Source organism: Spirosoma profusum (genome assembly GCF_014699005.1).
GTDB classification, from domain to species: domain Bacteria; phylum Bacteroidota; class Bacteroidia; order Cytophagales; family Spirosomataceae; genus Spirosoma; species Spirosoma profusum.
The window spans coordinates 14,148-29,668 of record NZ_JACWZY010000041.1 but is presented as its reverse complement, the minus strand read 5'-3'; the positions used below and the strand labels follow the sequence as shown (position 1 = coordinate 29,668).

The window sequence follows — 15,521 nt, the reverse complement described above, 5'->3', positions numbered from 1 at the left end:
ACAGATTGAGCTTTATTTTTCACTTTATTTTTGCCTTTTTCTCCTTTTTTACCGTTTTCCAGGCAACTTTTCTCAATTGGCGGGCGAAATCAGTGTCCACCTCATCGGGCTTGAAAGTCAATTTGACGGGCGATTCCCGAAAGAGAAAACTGTACCAAACTAACCCGCCTAAGTAGCAGCCAGCCGCGTTGGCATGATGAGAATCAAAAGCCAATTTGTCTTTATCCCAGCGATAACCCACATGTAATGAGTGCGTTTGGTCAGGTAAAGCTGGTGACTTTGCCTGTTTCGAATCGAACGTATCGTCTTTGTGATAGGCCCATTTCGAACTGGAGTTGATTTTCCAGAAAGCATCGCCATTCGGAATAATCGGAATCCCCAATTCATCGGCAATGGTATGATAAGCCGCTCTAGATTTCGCCCACATTTGCTCTGCACTCTTTGCGGAATCTCCAGTAGCAATCCGGCTAAAATCCTTTGAGTCAGTTCGATACGCCCAAGTCTGGTGAAAGACTACTTTTGCATTTGGCTGTAGTTTTTTAACGTAGTCGTACAGCTTTTGGGCGTAGGGACGATACGTTTCTACATCGCCGGACAGTATGGAGGCCTGTTGGATGGTAACAATATCCCAAACGCCATCCGATAACAGCGTTTTCAGTGATTTCCCGTTGTATGGTTTTCCCTGAGGATCATCGGGGTTTCGTTCGGCCGCTTCGGCATGGTCCCAGTGCCGTTGCAGCGAACTACCACCAATTTCGGCTCGCCCGATCACTAAGGCGTGACCACCTTCTTTGCTCAACTCAGGTAAATATTTCGATGCATTTTGCGAAAAGCTATTCCCAATCATAAACAGACGCAACGGTTTTTCGCTGCCGCTCGATTGTGCCAGTGAAAACGTAACTTCGACAGAGAAGAGAATTAAGAAAAGAATGAATGTCCTTCGGGAGATGGGGCTGACTTTGATCATTTTTAAATTACAAAGGCTTGTTAAATTCCTGAGTTAAGTTGTTGGTTATGAATAAGCTTTGAATTTCAGATACACGCTTAAAACGAGGAGTTTTTGTCATGCTGAGGCACGAAGCATTTTAATGCTTCGTGCCTCAGCATGACAAAACGGCTCTAACATAAAAGTTTAAACAGGTTCGTAGTAACTTTTCTCTAAAACCTAAACCGATTTAGTCATTTCTTTACCCATATAACGGCTTAATTGATTACAGATATGATTCTTGACGCGATTGTAACAGGCTTAGGGGCAATGGGTAGCGCAGCACTTTATCAGCTTTCCAGACAAACGCCCAACGTAGCAGGAATTGACCAGTTCGATCCTCCGCATACGTTAGGTTCGACCCACGGCGATACCCGAATCACGCGGCAGGCCATTGGCGAAGGGCTGCATTTTGTGCCATTGACGCTACGTTCCTATCAGATCTGGCGAGCACTCGAACAGCTTTCGGGCGAAGAACTTCTAACCATTACGGGTGGACTTTTTGTCGGGCAGCGCGACTCATCGGTACGAACACGTAACAAATCCGGTTGGCTTACGACCACCATTGAGGCCGCAGAGCGGTTCGGGATTGATCACCGAATTCTTGATACAGAAACGCTACGTCAGGAATTCCCGCAATTTCAGTTTCAGCCGAATGAAGTTGGTTATTATGAACAGGAAGCTGGATTTTTAAAACCCGAACGCTGTATAGCTGTTCAGCTTGATCAGGCCCGAAAAAATGGCGCGTCCGTTCATACGCAGGAAAGAATGGTTTCATTTGAATCAACCGTAGACGGAGTTATTGTTCGAACCGACAAAGCAACGTATCAAACTCGAAAATTGATACTTACTACAGGAAGTTGGATCACCGAATCGCTACGTAACACGCCCTGTGCCGATCTGCTCAGGGTCTATCGTCAGGTTTTATACTGGTTTGACATTCAGGGTGAATATGATCAATTTACACCCGATAAACTGCCAATTTTTATTCTGAATGATCGGGGCGTTTATGGTTTCCCGGCGATTAATGGACCAGAAGGCGGGCTTAAAGTCGCGACCGAAACGTTCGAACATACTACGTTGCCAGATGACGTAAATCGAACGGTTAGTAATCTGGAGATTCAAAAAATGTATGAGCAATACGTAGCGCCTAACTTCGTGGGAATTGGGCCAAGTTGCGTTAAATCAGTCGTTTGTTTATATACCATGACGCCCAACGGCGACTTCATCATTGACCATTACCCAAACAATCCCGATGTGCTTTTAGCGTCGGCCTGTTCGGGACATGGGTTTAAACATTCGGCAGCGGTCGGGCAAATTCTATCAGATCTAGCCTTGCAGGGACGTACCGAATTTGACATAAAGCCTTTTCAGCTAACAAACTTTTCATCGTTCACTACGTAGTCAAAAACAACTCGCCAATTGCCTGATACGTTACGTTAGACGACACAAAAGCAATACGTTAGCAAAACAATCATCTCCGGATTCCGATTGTACCTGTTAGATTAAATCACTACGTTACCTTAACAAAGAAGGATTTCTTAACCTAATGTTACTATGAATCAACTAGTAATTGCCATTACGTTATTAATAAGTCTGATTTCGAGGATACACGCTCAGCAAAACACAGCGCCGACTTCGTCAACAGCTTTACCACCCATGCGCCTGACGACAACCGCGTTTTCTGATGGAGGAATCATTCCCGTCAAATTTTCACAGGCTGCACCAAACGCGGCACCGGGCGGAGGAACATCACCAGCCTTGAGCTGGTCGGACGTACCACCGGGAACACAAAGTTTTGTGTTACACATGCATGACGTAGATGTCAGCCGGAATAAAACGACCGACGATAATCTGCATTGGCTGGTGTGGAATATTCCGGCTACTGCGACGAGTCTGCCCGAAGGCGTTCCGGCCGGCGCACAACTGGCTGATGGTAGTTTCCAGATGAATGTGTTTATGGCAGGTTATCGGGGGCCGGGTGCTGCGGCCTCGGGGCCTTTGCACCACTACGTCTTTGAACTGTATGCGCTGGATATTAAACTTGATGTTAAACCGAGTTCGGGCGGTTCAGAGACGCGCGTGGCGGTTTTAAAAGCCATCGATGGGCACGTTTTGGGAAAAGCTGGGTACGTTGGTTTGTTTAAGCGTCCGCAATAACTGTTCTGGGATTAATCTGATACGTATGAAAACCATTCAATTCCGAATTATCGGACTGTTTCTTCTGCAATTCTTTGTCATCAATCAACTGCTGGCGCAGCAGGAATTCGACGTTAGGAAGGTGCGCTGGGGTTTTTCGCCAAAACAGGTCAGAGATGCGGACACCCTAAAACCTACATCGGTAAAAAAAGAGAAAATTACGTATACCCGTGTACCACTGGCTGATCGGAAAGTTGGGCTTGAGTATGAGTTCAATGGCGATTCGCTACTGTCGGCAAACTATTATTACTACGTATTGCCCGGCATTACCGAAGCCGATGTAAAACAGACTGCTGTCGATTTAGCCGCCTTGATAACAGATAAATACGGCAAAGGTAAAACCGCGCAAGTCGGCGAACTTCAGACCGTTACGTGGCTAACTCCCCGCACGCAAATCCGGCTGGCACTGGGAAATACCGATAGAGGGTGGTCGCTTGAGATTACCTATTTATGCCGCGTCTGTTCCGGCGATCCTAAAGACGCAGAACAGGCGAAAAAACCGTGGAAACCATTGAAAGAGGTTCAGGATTTATAAGTTAATGCTTGCCTGTGATAGAGTCTTTTCTTCCCACTGAAATAGCCAGTTTGTGATTCTTTGAAATAACGTAGTATACCCTAAATAGAAATACATTAAAAAGAGAATTTTGAAAAAACCCCGTCGGAACGTAAAAGGAACATTTGCTCCTTCAATATGCATTATTAGAAGGCCAAATAGCCCGTAGATTCCTAGTATCCAAATGAGAATGGGTAGCCCCTGTTTGCTGCGAAAGAAGCTGAAATTCAGTGTAGTAAATGCTAAAAATGCCCAGACGGAATAGTTCCAGTAGGTATCGTGGAGAAGTACCGTATCGGTCATTTTTCCGTAAATGGTGAACAGATTGGTAAAGTAATTTCCCGATACAGTTTGGAGCGTTCCCAGATGGGTGCTGGCAGGCAATACTACGTATCCGCGAAGAAAAATGTAATTCCAGAAAATAAACGGTAGGAGACAGGCGACAGTCAGCATCGATGCTTTAAGGACGGCTTTACCTGGAGAAGAACGTAACGATTTGGCAAACAGCAATGCCGAACCAATGAAAACAAACAAAATGGTTTCGGTACGTATCCAGCAGGCAAAGGCAAAGAACAACGTAGCAGCTAGTAACGTACTACGTTGCGAATCATCGAAATACCGCTGAAGTAACATCACTCCAACAACAAAAAAAGCCGCATTGGCCCAGTCTGTCTGTACCAGAAACGTGTAGGCGAACAGTTCCGGACTACAGGCAAGCATAGTGACCAGTAAACCCGCCAGAAGCGGGTGTATACGTTCCCGCATGTCGGCGTAGAAAAATAGTCCGAAGGCCAGTACCATCACCGTAAGCCACAATTTCCCGAAAGCGAACGTACCGATTCCCCCAGCCGCCAGCAGGTAAAGAATCTGCTGCATGGCCGTAAAAGGTGCATAAAATGGCTGGTTGCTGAAAACGGATACCGACGGTAGATGCGCTGTGAAAACCGATGAAATAAGCGTACGTTCCCGTACGGCGAACGTAGCAATCAAGTCTGGCCCGACGATTGTATCGAAAGGTAAATTTGGGTACCACGCACATTTCCAGGCACTAATAAACAGCAGATACGCCCAGAAGCCCAGAAACGGTAGTTCGTATAGATGAACCATGAACTGTTTTCTGGCAAAGACATCACGCAGATAGGTGAACTGCCCACGTAGCAGCAGCAACGATAAAGCAGCCAGTAGGCCAAGTCCGATGAACATGGGAAAGCGAGCAATAGGTGCATGGGCGAACTGAAGTACAAAAGGCAGCACAGAACTAATACCCAGTCCCGCCAGCATCGACAGCCCCAGCAAACTTAGCCCCTTCGTAACCGGACGAAGTCGGGCCAAGACACCAAAACCTATCAGAAACTGAGTAACAATAAGGTATGCAACAGATAAGGTCATGGCTTCGATTTGTAATAGGTCCGCGCCTGTTCGGGTGTGTAGGCAAAGAAGTGCGGATCGTACTTTTTGAACTCGCCCATTACGAGCGGCCGGTTGTGCTCCTTAAAAGTCAGCAGGAAAATCTTGTTTTCGAAAACCCAGAACGTATGCGTTGCCCGTTGAAGCAACGAATCTGAGGCCGTCATATCCAGCAACTGGACTGACTTGCCTAAGTGATAATACAAAACGCTCGGATACAGCCAGTTGTAGCCCGTTGATCTGCCTAATTTATAAGCGTTTCGAATCAGGTAACGTTGGGGAGGAATCAAAAAATAATCGTTTGGCTGACAGCGCTGTCGGATGAGATCGATATAGGGATAAGCCTGCACGTAACCTTCCTGCCGACGTTCAGCTACGTCGGTCTTTTGGTCCAATCGCTCTCGCTGACTATAAAATCGGCTGATCGAATCGGAGAGCCATTCCCGATTTAAAGGTAACCAAAGCACTATGCTTACCAGCGTGCAACTGACAATCAGATACATCAATTGTACGTACCAGTAGCGCCGACGGGGAGGAATTGTTAGAAATCGTTCAGAAAGAATCGACATACCAGAATGAAGAGCCTACGTAATGCGAATATAGACTACCAAACCAGGATAGATACTACGTAACGGGCTATCGTCATTCGATCGATAACGTTATATTTGTATGAATATAACGACCTGGCTCAATTAAAAACGAATGCTCAGCTTTACGTTACGTACCGCCGTTGCAAGCGTTTCTCTTATTAGTGGGTTGACAATGAATGTATTGGCGCAACAGATCGATACGTTGGGAACCAGCCGGGTTTTTAGCCTGGGCTGCAACGCTACGTTAGTCTGGAAGGCGGGGTAAATAACATCTTCGACCGGAAATATGCCCTGGCCGAGGGCTTCCCGGAACCGGGCCGTAATTTCTTTATTAATCTGGTTATTAGTAATCTGTAAGGCAACATGAACGTACTGATTTTACGTACCAAAACGATTTTTTCCGCCGGTCTAACTATCGGTTTATACCTGCTGACATTTGTTGGTCATGCTCAGGCGCTAACCATATCCGGTGAAGTATCGAAACCATTGACCTTGCAGTCGGCCGATCTGAAAGCCATGACCCACACCGACGTAACGGCGAAAGATCGGGATGGCAAAGACCATACGTATTCGGGTGTCCCTCTGGTGGATCTGCTCAAACAGGCGGGTGCTACGTTAGGTAGCGAACTTCGGGGCGAAAACCTGACGAAATACGTAGTAATCAAGGCTATCGATGGGTACGAAATTGTATTTGCGCTTGCCGAAATTGATCCGGAATTTGCTACAAGAACCATCATTCTGGCCGATACTGTCGACGGTGGGCCACTAGCGCAAGGCGTTGGACCGTATCGTGTAGTGGTTCCCGGTGAGAAGAAACCAGCCCGCTGGATTCGGGAAGTAAAATCAATTGACGTTCGATTTGCTAAATGACAACTTTTGCCATGCTTCTGCTTCGGCGGCCTGGCTTTGTCAGCATGACAATAAATAGTAAAAAGATGCGTGTCTGGACGCTTGGGATTATAGGTATCATTGCCCTGGGAATGGCTTCCTGGAAGGCAGTCGATGACCCTGTGCCAACAGGACCCTACACGCTTCAATATCCAGCCAGTTTCGGGGGGAGATTTACGATTCCAGCCGATAATCCGACGACGCAGGAAGGTGTTTACCTCGGCCGGTTGCTGTTCTATGAACCCTTGCTTTCGTCGACAAAAACCATTTCCTGCGCCAGTTGTCACCAGCAGGCGCGGGCGTTTACGGACGGATTGGCCCTGAGCGTAGGTGTTACCGGTAAAACCACACAACGAAACTCTATGTCACTCACCAATTTGCTGTGGGTGCGGCAACTGTTTTGGGATGGACGCTCAAACAGCCTGGAAGAGCAGGCTTTAGTTCCGCTTGGTCATGCTGATGAAATGGGTTCTAAGCCTAATACTGCCGCGAAAGCACTACAAAAAACAACGCTCTATCCGGCCTTGTTTCGGCTCGTTTTCGGTTCCGATACCATTACCGATGTTCGCATTGGCAAAGCGCTTGCCCAGTTCGAACGCACCCTGATTTCGGCCAATTCGCGTTATGACCACTATTTGCTAGGAACGTATCAACTAACTGAATCCGAAAAGCGGGGCATGCAGCTTTTCAACTCGGCGCCTTCGATGGAACGTAACGTGCGGGGTGGAAACTGTGCTCACTGCCACGGCGGCCCGAAATTGTATCAGGAGGTATTTCACAATAACGGCCTCGACCTGAAAGTAACAGATGCTGGTCGTCAGGTAATTACCGGATTGGCATTGGATAATGGTCGGTTTCGCGTGCCGACGCTACGTAATATCGCCCTGACCGCTCCCTATATGCACGACGGTCGATTCGCTACGTTGGAAGCTGTTCTGAATCATTACAGCGAACATATTCAAAACGGCCCGACGCTGAGTCATGAATTGCCCGGCCAAACCAGCGGTTTTCACCTGACACGTAACGAAAAGTCTGACTTAATCGCGTTTATGCACTTATTCACCGACAGTACGTTTGTCAACAACCCTCAGTTCGCCGATCCGCATCATCGTGTACATCGTGTACATCGTGTAAAGTAGCGCGGTTTGGTCTTTGTATTTATGAAAAAGCTTTTTCTGTTTCTGCTCTTTTGTCCGATAAGTGTACTGGCTCAGCCACTGCGGGTGGCCGTAGCGGCCAACGCTCAGTTTGTGATGGAGGAACTGAAAACCGCTTTTCAGCAGAAAACGGGCGTTGCTATTGAGTCAATCGTGAATTCATCTGGGAAGCTTACAACCCAGATTCAGCAGGGTGCTCCTTATGACGTATTTCTGTCGGCCGATATGGAGTACCCGCAAACGCTGCACAAAGCAGGTTTAACGCTGGCCGCACCCATTATTTACGCCTATGGTTCGCTGGTGTTGTGGACGGCGGGTGATCTGCCTGTATCGGCCAATTTAAAAATCCTGTCCGATCCCGCCGTTCGGCACGTAGCGATTGCCAACCCAGCTACGGCTCCGTACGGTGAAGCTGCAATTATTCTTCTGAAATCCAGAAAGTTGCTGGAACAGATCCAATCGAAAATTGTGTATGGCGAAAGCATTGCGCAGGTCAATCAATATATTCTGTCGGGATCGGTCGAGGTCGGTTTCACCGCCAAATCGGTGGTACTAGACCCCAGTCTGACAAAGCGTGGTCATTGGGTCGATTTGCCAGCAAAAGAATATGCACCCATTGCACAGGGCGTAGTGGTGTTGAAACGTACCGGGCAAACTAAAGCTGCTCAACAATTTCTAGCCTTTTTGGGGAGCCCAACGGCTCGCCGTATTTTGCAAAAGTTCGGATACCAAATAAAATGATGAGTGATAAGTTAGCTGACGCATAAGCCTTTTTGGCGTCAGCAAACGTATCACTCATCAACAATAGCACTCATTTATGCCCATCGATTGGGGACCTATCTGGTTAACACTACGTCTGGCAGGAGTAACGACACTGTTGCTACTGGTAATTGGTATTCCATTAGCGGGTTGGCTGGCGTTGAGTCGATTTCGGCTTAAACCGGTTTTCGAAGCCATCATTAGTTTGCCGCTGGTTTTACCTCCATCCGTTGTCGGTTTTTATTTGCTGCTGACCTTTAGTCCGACGAGTAGCCTGGGAGCGTGGCTACTGAAAACGTTGAATCTACAATTGGTTTTTTCGTTTGAAGGGCTGGTGGTTGCCTCACTGATTTACAGCCTGCCGTTTATGGTGCATCCGATTCAGGCGGGGATAGAGAACCTGCCCGTTTCCTGGCGGGAAGCTTCCTATACGCTTGGTCAGTCGCCCGCCCGAACGTTGTGGCGTGTCCTGCTACCCAACTGTAAACCCGCTTTACTTACTGGAATCGTGCTTACGTTCGCGCACACCATCGGCGAATTTGGGCTGGTAATGATGATTGGCGGAAACCTGCCGGGGCAGACCCGTGTAGCGTCTATTGCCATTTATGATGAGGTCGAACTGCTTCATTTCCAGACGGCCCACACCTATGCAGCTTTACTACTAGCCGTGTCGTTCATCATTCTCCTGGTGGTTTATGCCATCAATAAACGGGTAACGGTATGATTGCCATCGACGTAGTGATGCCCCGCCTGTTTGCCGAAGGCTCCGGCGAACTTCGTGTAAAAGTTAACCTGGAACCGGGCAGCCTTACCGCACTGGTTGGGCCATCTGGATCAGGAAAAACAACGTTGCTACGTGTAGTGGCTGGTCTTGACGTACCGCAGCAGGGACGTATCGTGGTCGATAACATTCCCTGGCTGGATAATGAACAACGTATCAATCGGCCACCGCAGCAACGTTCGGTAGGGTATGTTTTTCAGGATACCGCGTTATTTCCCAACATGACTGTTCTTGAAAATATTCAATTCGCTGCCCTAAAGGACCAGCATCCATTGATTCAGGAGTTAATAGACGTAACGGGGCTTGACGCTTTTCGTGATCAAAAACCACTCAAATTATCGGGTGGCCAACGGCAGCGGGTGGCACTGGCACGAGCCTTGGTCCGTCGTCCCCAATTACTGCTACTCGATGAGCCATTTGCCGCACTCGATGCCCAAGCCAGTCAGGCGTTACGTCTGGTTTTGCTTGAACTGCATAAAACGTGGGGAACCACTACGTTGCTGGTGAGTCACCACGCCATCGACGTACAGACGTTGGCGGATCGCGTGATTACGTTGGTGCAGGGACATATTGAGTCCGACAGGCAGATTGAGCAACGTAGCGAATCTGTACGATTGCAGGAACGTATCACCCGTATTGAGTATGATGAGGCTCGGCATCAGTGGGTTGTAGAAACTGAAACAACTCAACTGACATCTAAAAACCCTGCCTGGAGCCAACGACGCGTAGGCGACTGGATAAGGTTTGATGTATGATATATGAAGTATGATGTAGGGTGTATGCCTTGGACTTCTCAACACCCTACATCATACTTCATATATCATAATCTACTGTTCTATCTTAATTCCTGTTTGATCAGCTATCAGCCCCTTGATACCCCAGCCGCCGAAGGTTTCAGAAACGGCGAGCCAGATTTCGTTCTTCCCCTGACTCAGATATAGGTAGATATCATCGAATTAATCGATGGTGCCCAGAAAACGGCAGTCTCGGGACAAAAACTCATCTTGGCCGCCAAAAATCAGTTTGCCATTAATATAGGCCCTGAATTGGTCACTGAAACCTAACTGAAGTTTCTTGATCTGCGGTGCTACTTCCGGGCGAAACGGGGTATTGGCAATTAGCTTGTGCAGGAACATAATTTGTTGATTCCATCAGACGGTTAGAACGTAGCCGTGATGCAGGAGCCTGTTCCTGTATACTTTAAGGAGAGTGAAGTGCGTCAAAAGGGACGTTTAGGTAGTCCGGTTGTCCTGATTGAGCAACAGAATATTCTGATGCAGCCTAAGCCACCGACCGTTCGTTATCGCTACGTACGGGGGTTCAACAATTTTTGCCGATACTAAAGACAAAGACATTGTTGGCATCAGTTACGACTTCGAAGGAACAGGTTCTGTAGACGCCGTCCGTTTTACAAAACCGGATGGTAACGTAATATTTGAAGATACTTTTGGCCAGGCAATAGATAAACCTGTTAATTAAAAAATGCTTGGTAAAGAGTTATGAATCAGTATATTGTATATTTTTATCTTTGAACTAAGTCTCTCGTTCAGGCGTTTATTCTGTATACCCTCAACGTCTGTTTATGCCTGATTTTAATCCTGGTTTGATCCTCTATACTGCCGACGCACTGAACGGTCGGGGGGAGGCTGTACTGGCACAATTTCCTGAAGCCGAGCGACTTGAAATAAAGCAGCATAACCGCTTGCCGGAACTCGGCATGAACCACTTCAAAATTAAATCCGACGTATTAGTACTTGGGCGTTTGAAAACGCAGGATATCAAGTGGAGCGGACGTAGTGCCGACTACATTGCGCCTAGTCTGGCCAACGGATGTTTTGGCGGATGTGCCTACTGCTACGTTGATCGGCATAAAGTCGTGAATCCCATTACGTTGTTTACCAACGTAGAAGAGAATATCGCCAGCGTCGATGCACACGTAATGAGCTTGCCCTGGCCTAAATCGGGAAACCAAACCGACCCGGAATTTTATACATACGATATTGGCTGTAATTCCGACATCGCCATCGACTACAGTCTGACGAAAGGCATTCGGCAGGTGTTTGAGTTTTACCGGGCGCACCCCCGTGCGAAAGCTACGTTTGCGACAAAATTTGTGAACCCGGCCCTGCTCAGTTTCGATCCACAACGGAAAATTCGGATTCGGTTCAGCCTGATGCCCAGTCACGTCAGTAAATTAGTGGATGTACGTACCGACAGCATTGAGAAACGTATCGCGGCCATCAACGACTTTTACGATGCCGGTTACGAAGTACACGTTAATTTCTCCCCCGTCATCGTTTACGGCGGGAAGCAGTGGCGAAACGATTACCGCGACTTATTTCGTCAACTCGACGTAGCACTACGTCCCGAGGTCCGGGCCCAGCTTAAGTGTGAAGTCATTTTTCTGACCCACAACCAGTGGCAGCATCAGGCCAATTTAGCCATCAACCCAAAAGCCGAAGAGTTATTATGGGTGCCTGAATTACAGGAAAGTAAGGTCAGTCAGTTTGGCGGCTGGAACATCCGCTACAACCACCAACTCAAGCGGAAAATGATTGAGGTATTTGAAGGGTTGGTCAGAGAGGAGATACCCTGGTGTGAGATACGGTACATTTTCTGAACCGGGATTTAGCTGTTTTAGGGATTTTCTGGATTTTGTTAATTGATAGAATGCTTCGAAGAAGCGAAAACAAAATCCAGAAAATCCCTAAAACAGCTAAATCCCGGTCCTGACTAATGACTATGCTGTTTCACATACTCATCCATTGAGAACCGGCCGGAACCAATAACCAGGAACATCAAAAGCAGTGCTAGAACAATAAGCGAGAGCCAAAGTTCTGAGTTTAAAGGCGAAAAACCCTGGCGAATATTGACAAAGAAAACAGCTGCAACCAGAATCGGAAGCTGGAAAATACACATCAGCCGTGTCAGGCAACCCAGCGCAATCAGAAAACCGCCTACCAAATGGGCAAACGCAACGTAATGAACAGCCATGACCGCATAAAGGTCAAAATGTAGCCCACCCACTAAGTTATGCAGGTAGGTAGTATCACTAATAAAACTAATGCCTTTCAGCACCAGAATGATCCCCAGCATAATGCGGAGAGCGTCTGTCCAGGCGGGGTGATGCGTATCGCCCCAATGCTCAATACGATGTAATACGTTCATGCGAGTAAGCATTTAGTGAAACTGTATCGAATATAAAGAGAGGATACGTACAAATCAAGTTGAGAGCGAACGAGTTATGGCTTTTCGGAGAAAAACTAGCATCAAAATAGATTCGCTAGTTAACAAATCGGCGGTTGAGTTAACCAACGTGGAGCACAATTGCGTATCTTTGACTAGTTATGAAAGCAAAACCTGCCCCGAAGGCTGGCTTCACACCGGCTACGCTTACGTTCCTCCGCGACCTTGTCCTGAATAATAATAGAGAGTGGTTTCATGCCAATCGTCCGCGATATGACGCGGCTAAAACTGAACTTTGTAACGTAGTGGAACAGGTTCTGACAGGCCTTGGTCCTTATGAGCCGCTGGCTAATACGTCGGTAAAAGATTGTGTTTTCCGCATCAACCGCGACATCCGCTTCTCAAAGGATAAAAAACCGTATAAGTCGAATCTGGCATTTGCCATTGGTCCCGGCGGACGTCATTCGGGACGTATCGATTACTACGTTCACATTCAGCCTGACAACCAGTCATTTATAGGAGCAGGTATGTGGCAGCCAACGCCAGCCAATCTGGCTAAATTCCGGCAGGAAGTCGACTATAACGTGGATGAGTTGAAAGCCATCATCGAGGATGATACGTTCAGGAATTATTTCCCCGAAGCCCACGGTGAGCAGCTAAAAAGTATGCCGAAAGGCTATCCCGTCGACCACCCTGAGATTGAGTTATTGCGTCGGAAAGAGTTATTTTTTATGCATCGGTTTACCGATAAAGAGGTTTTAGGCGCAAATTTTGCGGATGAAATTATACGAGGTTGCCGCATCATCAAACCCTACTGCGATTGGCTGAACTACCTGTTTTTTGAGGAAAAAGAAGAGCCTGTTACGTTGGTATAGGTCGGCTATAATTCAACTTGCTGGTTGTGAAGCGCTACGTGTGAGAATGGGGAACCATCATTTGAATGAAATTAACGAGTCATTGAACCACTTAGAATTATGAAATTCTGCTTTATCCTTATAATCAGTACATTGGTTGGTACCTTTGCCATGGCGCAGACACCTTCGAATTTATCACTAGGGTATATCTACAGAGTAAATTCTGGTCTACCGGGCAAACAGGTATACATCAGCGGGCAACGGCCTTATAACGAAAAGGGCGAACTGGTCGGCGTTGGGAATTTAAGCAGACAGACGGAACAGGTATTCGAGAATATCAAAGCCTCTTTAGGGCGTATGGGTATGACAATGAGCAACGTAACGCAGGTTACCTATAACTACAAAGGATCGTCTGGTAAAGGATTAGTTGACCAAAATTTGACACAACAGGTTGCAGGTATCGCTAAAACGTATTTTGCCGGTGTTACTACGTCGCAGATAGCCAAGACAAACAGCGTTGCAAAAATTGTTCAGGATGATATTCTGATAGAGATTGAAGTTATTGCCGTCAAATAAACAGTTTTGATATTTTTTCAGTACACAAATAAGCCGCTCCTACGATAGGAGCGGCTTATTTGTGTACTGAAAAAATATCAAAACTGTTTAGGCTACTTCAATTAAAGAAACCGCTTTTGCTTCGAGCTGACTTTCGCCCATCAGGTATTTATCGGCGGCACGGGCAGCCTCGCGACCTTCTGAAATGGCCCAAACCACCAGCGATTGTCCCCGACGCATATCACCTGCCGTGAAAACGTTTGGATTTGTAGTGGTCTGGTAATTGGTAGCTTTTACATTGCCTCGCTCATCGTATTCAATACCCAGTTCATCTAAGAGGCCGTTGTGTTGTGGATGTAGAAAGCCAGCCGCCAGCAAAGCCAGTTCGCAGGGAATGTCGCGCTCAGAACCAGCTACTTCAACCATCTGCATTCGTCCGTTTTCGTTTTTCCATTCCAGATCAACGATACGTAGCGCTTTCAGATTACCGTTTTCGTCGCCAACAAATTCTTTCGTATTAATCGACCAATGCCGGTCACAACCCTCTTCGTGCGACGTACTGGTACGTAGCATCATGGGCCAGTTTGGCCAGGGCGTATTTTCTGCCCGGTCTTTTGGCGGCATCGGCATCAATTCGATTTGCGTTACCGTTTTGGCTCCGTGCCGGTTCGACGTACCAACGCAGTCAGAACCCGTATCGCCACCGCCAATCACTACTACGTTCTTGTCGGTAGCCCAAAGTTCGCCGTCGCCATATTTTTCGCCCCGGTGATCTACCTGGATGGGCAGTCCCGCGTTACGTTTGTTTTGCTGACTCAGAAATTCCATGGCCGGATAAATTCCTTTCAGCGAGCGGCCGGGAATCGGCAAATCGCGGGGAACGGTAGAGCCTCCGGTCAACATAACCAGGTCGAAATCATTCAGTAAATCATTGGCTTTCAAATCGACACCGACGTTGATGCCGGTTTTGAACGTAATACCTTCGTCTTCCATGACGGCCAGCCGTCGGTCGATGGTCCATTTCTCCAGCTTGAAATCGGGAATGCCGTAACGTAGCAGTCCACCGATTTGATCAGCTCGTTCAAATACAGTAACTGCATGGCCCGCTTTGTTAAGCTGAGCGGCAGCCGCCAAACCAGCTGGACCAGAACCGACTACAGCTACTTTTTTGCCAGTACGTTCTTTCGGCAGTTTCGGCGTTACGTAGCCCCGTTCAAAAGCGACTTCTGCAATTGATTTTTCGATGAACTCAATTGCCACCGGCGGCTTGTTGATACCCAGTACGCAGGATGCTTCGCAGGGAGCCGGACAAATTCGTCCCGTAAATTCCGGGAAATTGTTGGTCGAACTCAGAATTTCGTAGGCATAAACCCAGTTCTGCTCATAAACGGCGTCATTGAACTCAGGAATGATGTTTCCGAGGGGACAGCCGCTATGACAAAACGGGGTGCCGCAATCCATGCAACGTGCTGCCTGCCGACCAGAATCCTGCTCGGAATGCGGTACGTCGATTTCTTTATAATCGTGAATCCGTTCCTGCGTGGCACGCTTTTTGGGTAGTTCGCGTGCAAACTCTAAAAATCCGGTAGGTTTTCCCATTCTATTTT

The 15,521-nt window shown here is 47.5% G+C and carries 19 protein-coding genes; 12 read left to right on the top strand and 7 right to left on the bottom strand.

Annotated features, from left to right (window positions below; genetic code table 11):
- Positions 1-19 precede the first annotated feature (19 nt).
- Complete coding sequence (locus IC229_RS30420) at positions 20-967, bottom strand: DUF4886 domain-containing protein (RefSeq protein WP_190891993.1); 948 nt, start codon at positions 965-967, stop codon at positions 20-22.
- 252 nt (positions 968-1,219) lie between these two features.
- Here IC229_RS30420 and solA point away from each other — a divergent pair, with 252 nt between their 5' ends.
- The 3 genes from solA to IC229_RS30405 all read left to right on the top strand — a co-directional run bounded on the left by solA (position 1,220) and on the right by IC229_RS30405 (position 3,719).
- Positions 1,220-2,389 carry an N-methyl-L-tryptophan oxidase gene (gene solA, locus IC229_RS30415; RefSeq protein WP_190891991.1) on the top strand — a complete coding sequence of 390 codons (1,170 nt, stop codon included), beginning with the start codon at positions 1,220-1,222 and terminating at the stop codon, positions 2,387-2,389.
- Positions 2,390-2,542: 153 nt separating this feature from the next.
- Entirely contained in the window at positions 2,543-3,145 is a 603-nt protein-coding gene (locus tag IC229_RS30410; protein WP_190891989.1) for a YbhB/YbcL family Raf kinase inhibitor-like protein, read from the top strand.
- A gap of 25 nt (positions 3,146-3,170) precedes the next feature.
- Entirely contained in the window at positions 3,171-3,719 is a 549-nt protein-coding gene (locus tag IC229_RS30405; protein ID WP_190891988.1) for a hypothetical protein, read from the top strand.
- Here IC229_RS30405 and IC229_RS30400 read toward each other — a convergent pair.
- Positions 3,714-5,126 (bottom strand): hypothetical protein, encoded by a 1,413-nt coding sequence (locus IC229_RS30400; protein WP_190891986.1) that lies wholly within the window; start codon positions 5,124-5,126, stop codon positions 3,714-3,716. The genes IC229_RS30405 and IC229_RS30400 overlap by 6 nt on opposite strands.
- Positions 5,123-5,713 (bottom strand): hypothetical protein, encoded by a 591-nt coding sequence (locus tag IC229_RS30395; protein WP_190891984.1) that lies wholly within the window; start codon positions 5,711-5,713, stop codon positions 5,123-5,125. Before IC229_RS30395 ends, IC229_RS30400 begins: the two co-directional genes overlap by 4 nt.
- A gap of 133 nt (positions 5,714-5,846) precedes the next feature.
- Here IC229_RS30395 and IC229_RS30390 point away from each other — a divergent pair, with 133 nt between their 5' ends.
- From IC229_RS30390 to IC229_RS30360, 6 genes are all read left to right on the top strand, one after another.
- The gene (locus IC229_RS30390; RefSeq protein ID WP_190891982.1) at positions 5,847-5,999 is read left to right on the top strand and encodes a hypothetical protein; all 153 of its coding nucleotides are present in this window, start codon (positions 5,847-5,849) and stop codon (positions 5,997-5,999) included.
- A gap of 98 nt (positions 6,000-6,097) precedes the next feature.
- Positions 6,098-6,604: a molybdopterin-dependent oxidoreductase gene (locus tag IC229_RS30380; RefSeq protein ID WP_190891980.1), complete on the top strand. Its 507-nt coding sequence runs from the start codon at positions 6,098-6,100 to the stop codon at positions 6,602-6,604.
- Positions 6,601-7,761, top strand: a complete 1,161-nt coding sequence (locus IC229_RS30375) for a cytochrome-c peroxidase (protein WP_223834283.1) — start codon at positions 6,601-6,603, stop codon at positions 7,759-7,761. The genes IC229_RS30380 and IC229_RS30375 overlap by 4 nt, the downstream gene beginning before the upstream one ends.
- A gap of 21 nt (positions 7,762-7,782) precedes the next feature.
- On the top strand, positions 7,783-8,520 hold the full coding sequence (gene modA / locus IC229_RS30370) for a molybdate ABC transporter substrate-binding protein (protein WP_190891978.1): 738 nt from the start codon (positions 7,783-7,785) through the stop codon (positions 8,518-8,520).
- A gap of 76 nt (positions 8,521-8,596) precedes the next feature.
- Positions 8,597-9,262, top strand: a complete 666-nt coding sequence (gene modB, locus IC229_RS30365) for a molybdate ABC transporter permease subunit (protein ID WP_190891976.1) — start codon at positions 8,597-8,599, stop codon at positions 9,260-9,262.
- A complete protein-coding gene (locus IC229_RS30360) occupies positions 9,259-10,074 on the top strand; it encodes a sulfate/molybdate ABC transporter ATP-binding protein (RefSeq protein WP_190891968.1) in 816 nt (271 codons plus the stop codon). The genes modB and IC229_RS30360 overlap by 4 nt, the downstream gene beginning before the upstream one ends.
- 201 nt (positions 10,075-10,275) lie before the next feature.
- Here IC229_RS30360 and IC229_RS30355 read toward each other — a convergent pair whose 3' ends face one another.
- Together IC229_RS30355 and IC229_RS35815 are read right to left on the bottom strand one after the other, a co-directional pair.
- Entirely contained in the window at positions 10,276-10,455 is a 180-nt protein-coding gene (locus IC229_RS30355; RefSeq protein ID WP_190891967.1) for a hypothetical protein, read from the bottom strand.
- A 96-nt stretch (positions 10,456-10,551) separates the two neighbouring features.
- The gene (locus tag IC229_RS35815) at positions 10,552-10,674 is read right to left on the bottom strand and encodes a hypothetical protein (RefSeq protein WP_262893414.1); all 123 of its coding nucleotides are present in this window, start codon (positions 10,672-10,674) and stop codon (positions 10,552-10,554) included.
- Positions 10,675-10,901: 227 nt separating this feature from the next.
- Between IC229_RS35815 and IC229_RS30350 the strand changes: the two genes are divergently transcribed.
- Positions 10,902-11,939, top strand: a complete 1,038-nt coding sequence (locus IC229_RS30350) for a spore photoproduct lyase family protein (protein WP_190891965.1) — start codon at positions 10,902-10,904, stop codon at positions 11,937-11,939.
- A gap of 113 nt (positions 11,940-12,052) precedes the next feature.
- On the opposite strand, the gene IC229_RS30345 is transcribed toward IC229_RS30350, so the two are convergent.
- A complete protein-coding gene (locus IC229_RS30345) occupies positions 12,053-12,487 on the bottom strand; it encodes a DoxX family protein (RefSeq protein ID WP_190891964.1) in 435 nt (144 codons plus the stop codon).
- A 179-nt stretch (positions 12,488-12,666) separates the two neighbouring features.
- Here IC229_RS30345 and IC229_RS30340 point away from each other — a divergent pair, with 179 nt between their 5' ends.
- Both IC229_RS30340 and IC229_RS30335 read left to right on the top strand, forming a co-directional pair.
- Positions 12,667-13,380, top strand: a complete 714-nt coding sequence (locus tag IC229_RS30340) for a DUF2461 domain-containing protein (RefSeq protein WP_190891962.1) — start codon at positions 12,667-12,669, stop codon at positions 13,378-13,380.
- Between the two features lie 99 nt (positions 13,381-13,479).
- The gene (locus tag IC229_RS30335) at positions 13,480-13,935 is read left to right on the top strand and encodes a RidA family protein (protein WP_190891960.1); all 456 of its coding nucleotides are present in this window, start codon (positions 13,480-13,482) and stop codon (positions 13,933-13,935) included.
- A gap of 87 nt (positions 13,936-14,022) precedes the next feature.
- Here the strand turns inward: IC229_RS30335 and IC229_RS30330 are convergent, their stop codons facing one another.
- The gene (locus IC229_RS30330) at positions 14,023-15,513 is read right to left on the bottom strand and encodes a glutamate synthase subunit beta (RefSeq protein WP_190891958.1); all 1,491 of its coding nucleotides are present in this window, start codon (positions 15,511-15,513) and stop codon (positions 14,023-14,025) included.
- Positions 15,514-15,521: the final 8 nt, after the last annotated feature.

Bases quoted from the DNA above. Each gene is read 5' to 3' on its own strand.
- IC229_RS30380 (WP_190891980.1), top strand. From the start codon at position 6,098: ATGAACGTACTGATTTTACGTACCAAAACGATTTTTTCCGCCGGTCTA.
- IC229_RS30360 (WP_190891968.1), top strand. From the start codon at position 9,259: ATGATTGCCATCGACGTAGTGATGCCCCGCCTGTTTGCCGAAGGCTCC.
- solA (WP_190891991.1), top strand. From the start codon at position 1,220: ATGATTCTTGACGCGATTGTAACAGGCTTAGGGGCAATGGGTAGCGCA.
- IC229_RS30400 (WP_190891986.1), bottom strand. From the start codon at position 5,126: ATGACCTTATCTGTTGCATACCTTATTGTTACTCAGTTTCTGATAGGT.
- IC229_RS30420 (WP_190891993.1), bottom strand. From the start codon at position 967: ATGATCAAAGTCAGCCCCATCTCCCGAAGGACATTCATTCTTTTCTTA.
- IC229_RS30355 (WP_190891967.1), bottom strand. From the start codon at position 10,455: ATGTTCCTGCACAAGCTAATTGCCAATACCCCGTTTCGCCCGGAAGTA.
- IC229_RS30350 (WP_190891965.1), top strand. From the start codon at position 10,902: ATGCCTGATTTTAATCCTGGTTTGATCCTCTATACTGCCGACGCACTG.
- IC229_RS30375 (WP_223834283.1), top strand. From the start codon at position 6,601: ATGACAACTTTTGCCATGCTTCTGCTTCGGCGGCCTGGCTTTGTCAGC.
- IC229_RS30340 (WP_190891962.1), top strand. From the start codon at position 12,667: ATGAAAGCAAAACCTGCCCCGAAGGCTGGCTTCACACCGGCTACGCTT.
- IC229_RS35815 (WP_262893414.1), bottom strand. From the start codon at position 10,674: ATGTCTTTGTCTTTAGTATCGGCAAAAATTGTTGAACCCCCGTACGTA.
- IC229_RS30395 (WP_190891984.1), bottom strand. From the start codon at position 5,713: ATGTCGATTCTTTCTGAACGATTTCTAACAATTCCTCCCCGTCGGCGC.
- IC229_RS30345 (WP_190891964.1), bottom strand. From the start codon at position 12,487: ATGAACGTATTACATCGTATTGAGCATTGGGGCGATACGCATCACCCC.
- IC229_RS30330 (WP_190891958.1), bottom strand. From the start codon at position 15,513: ATGGGAAAACCTACCGGATTTTTAGAGTTTGCACGCGAACTACCCAAA.
- IC229_RS30405 (WP_190891988.1), top strand. From the start codon at position 3,171: ATGAAAACCATTCAATTCCGAATTATCGGACTGTTTCTTCTGCAATTC.
- IC229_RS30390 (WP_190891982.1), top strand. From the start codon at position 5,847: ATGCTCAGCTTTACGTTACGTACCGCCGTTGCAAGCGTTTCTCTTATT.
- modA (WP_190891978.1), top strand. From the start codon at position 7,783: ATGAAAAAGCTTTTTCTGTTTCTGCTCTTTTGTCCGATAAGTGTACTG.
- IC229_RS30410 (WP_190891989.1), top strand. From the start codon at position 2,543: ATGAATCAACTAGTAATTGCCATTACGTTATTAATAAGTCTGATTTCG.
- IC229_RS30335 (WP_190891960.1), top strand. From the start codon at position 13,480: ATGAAATTCTGCTTTATCCTTATAATCAGTACATTGGTTGGTACCTTT.
- modB (WP_190891976.1), top strand. From the start codon at position 8,597: ATGCCCATCGATTGGGGACCTATCTGGTTAACACTACGTCTGGCAGGA.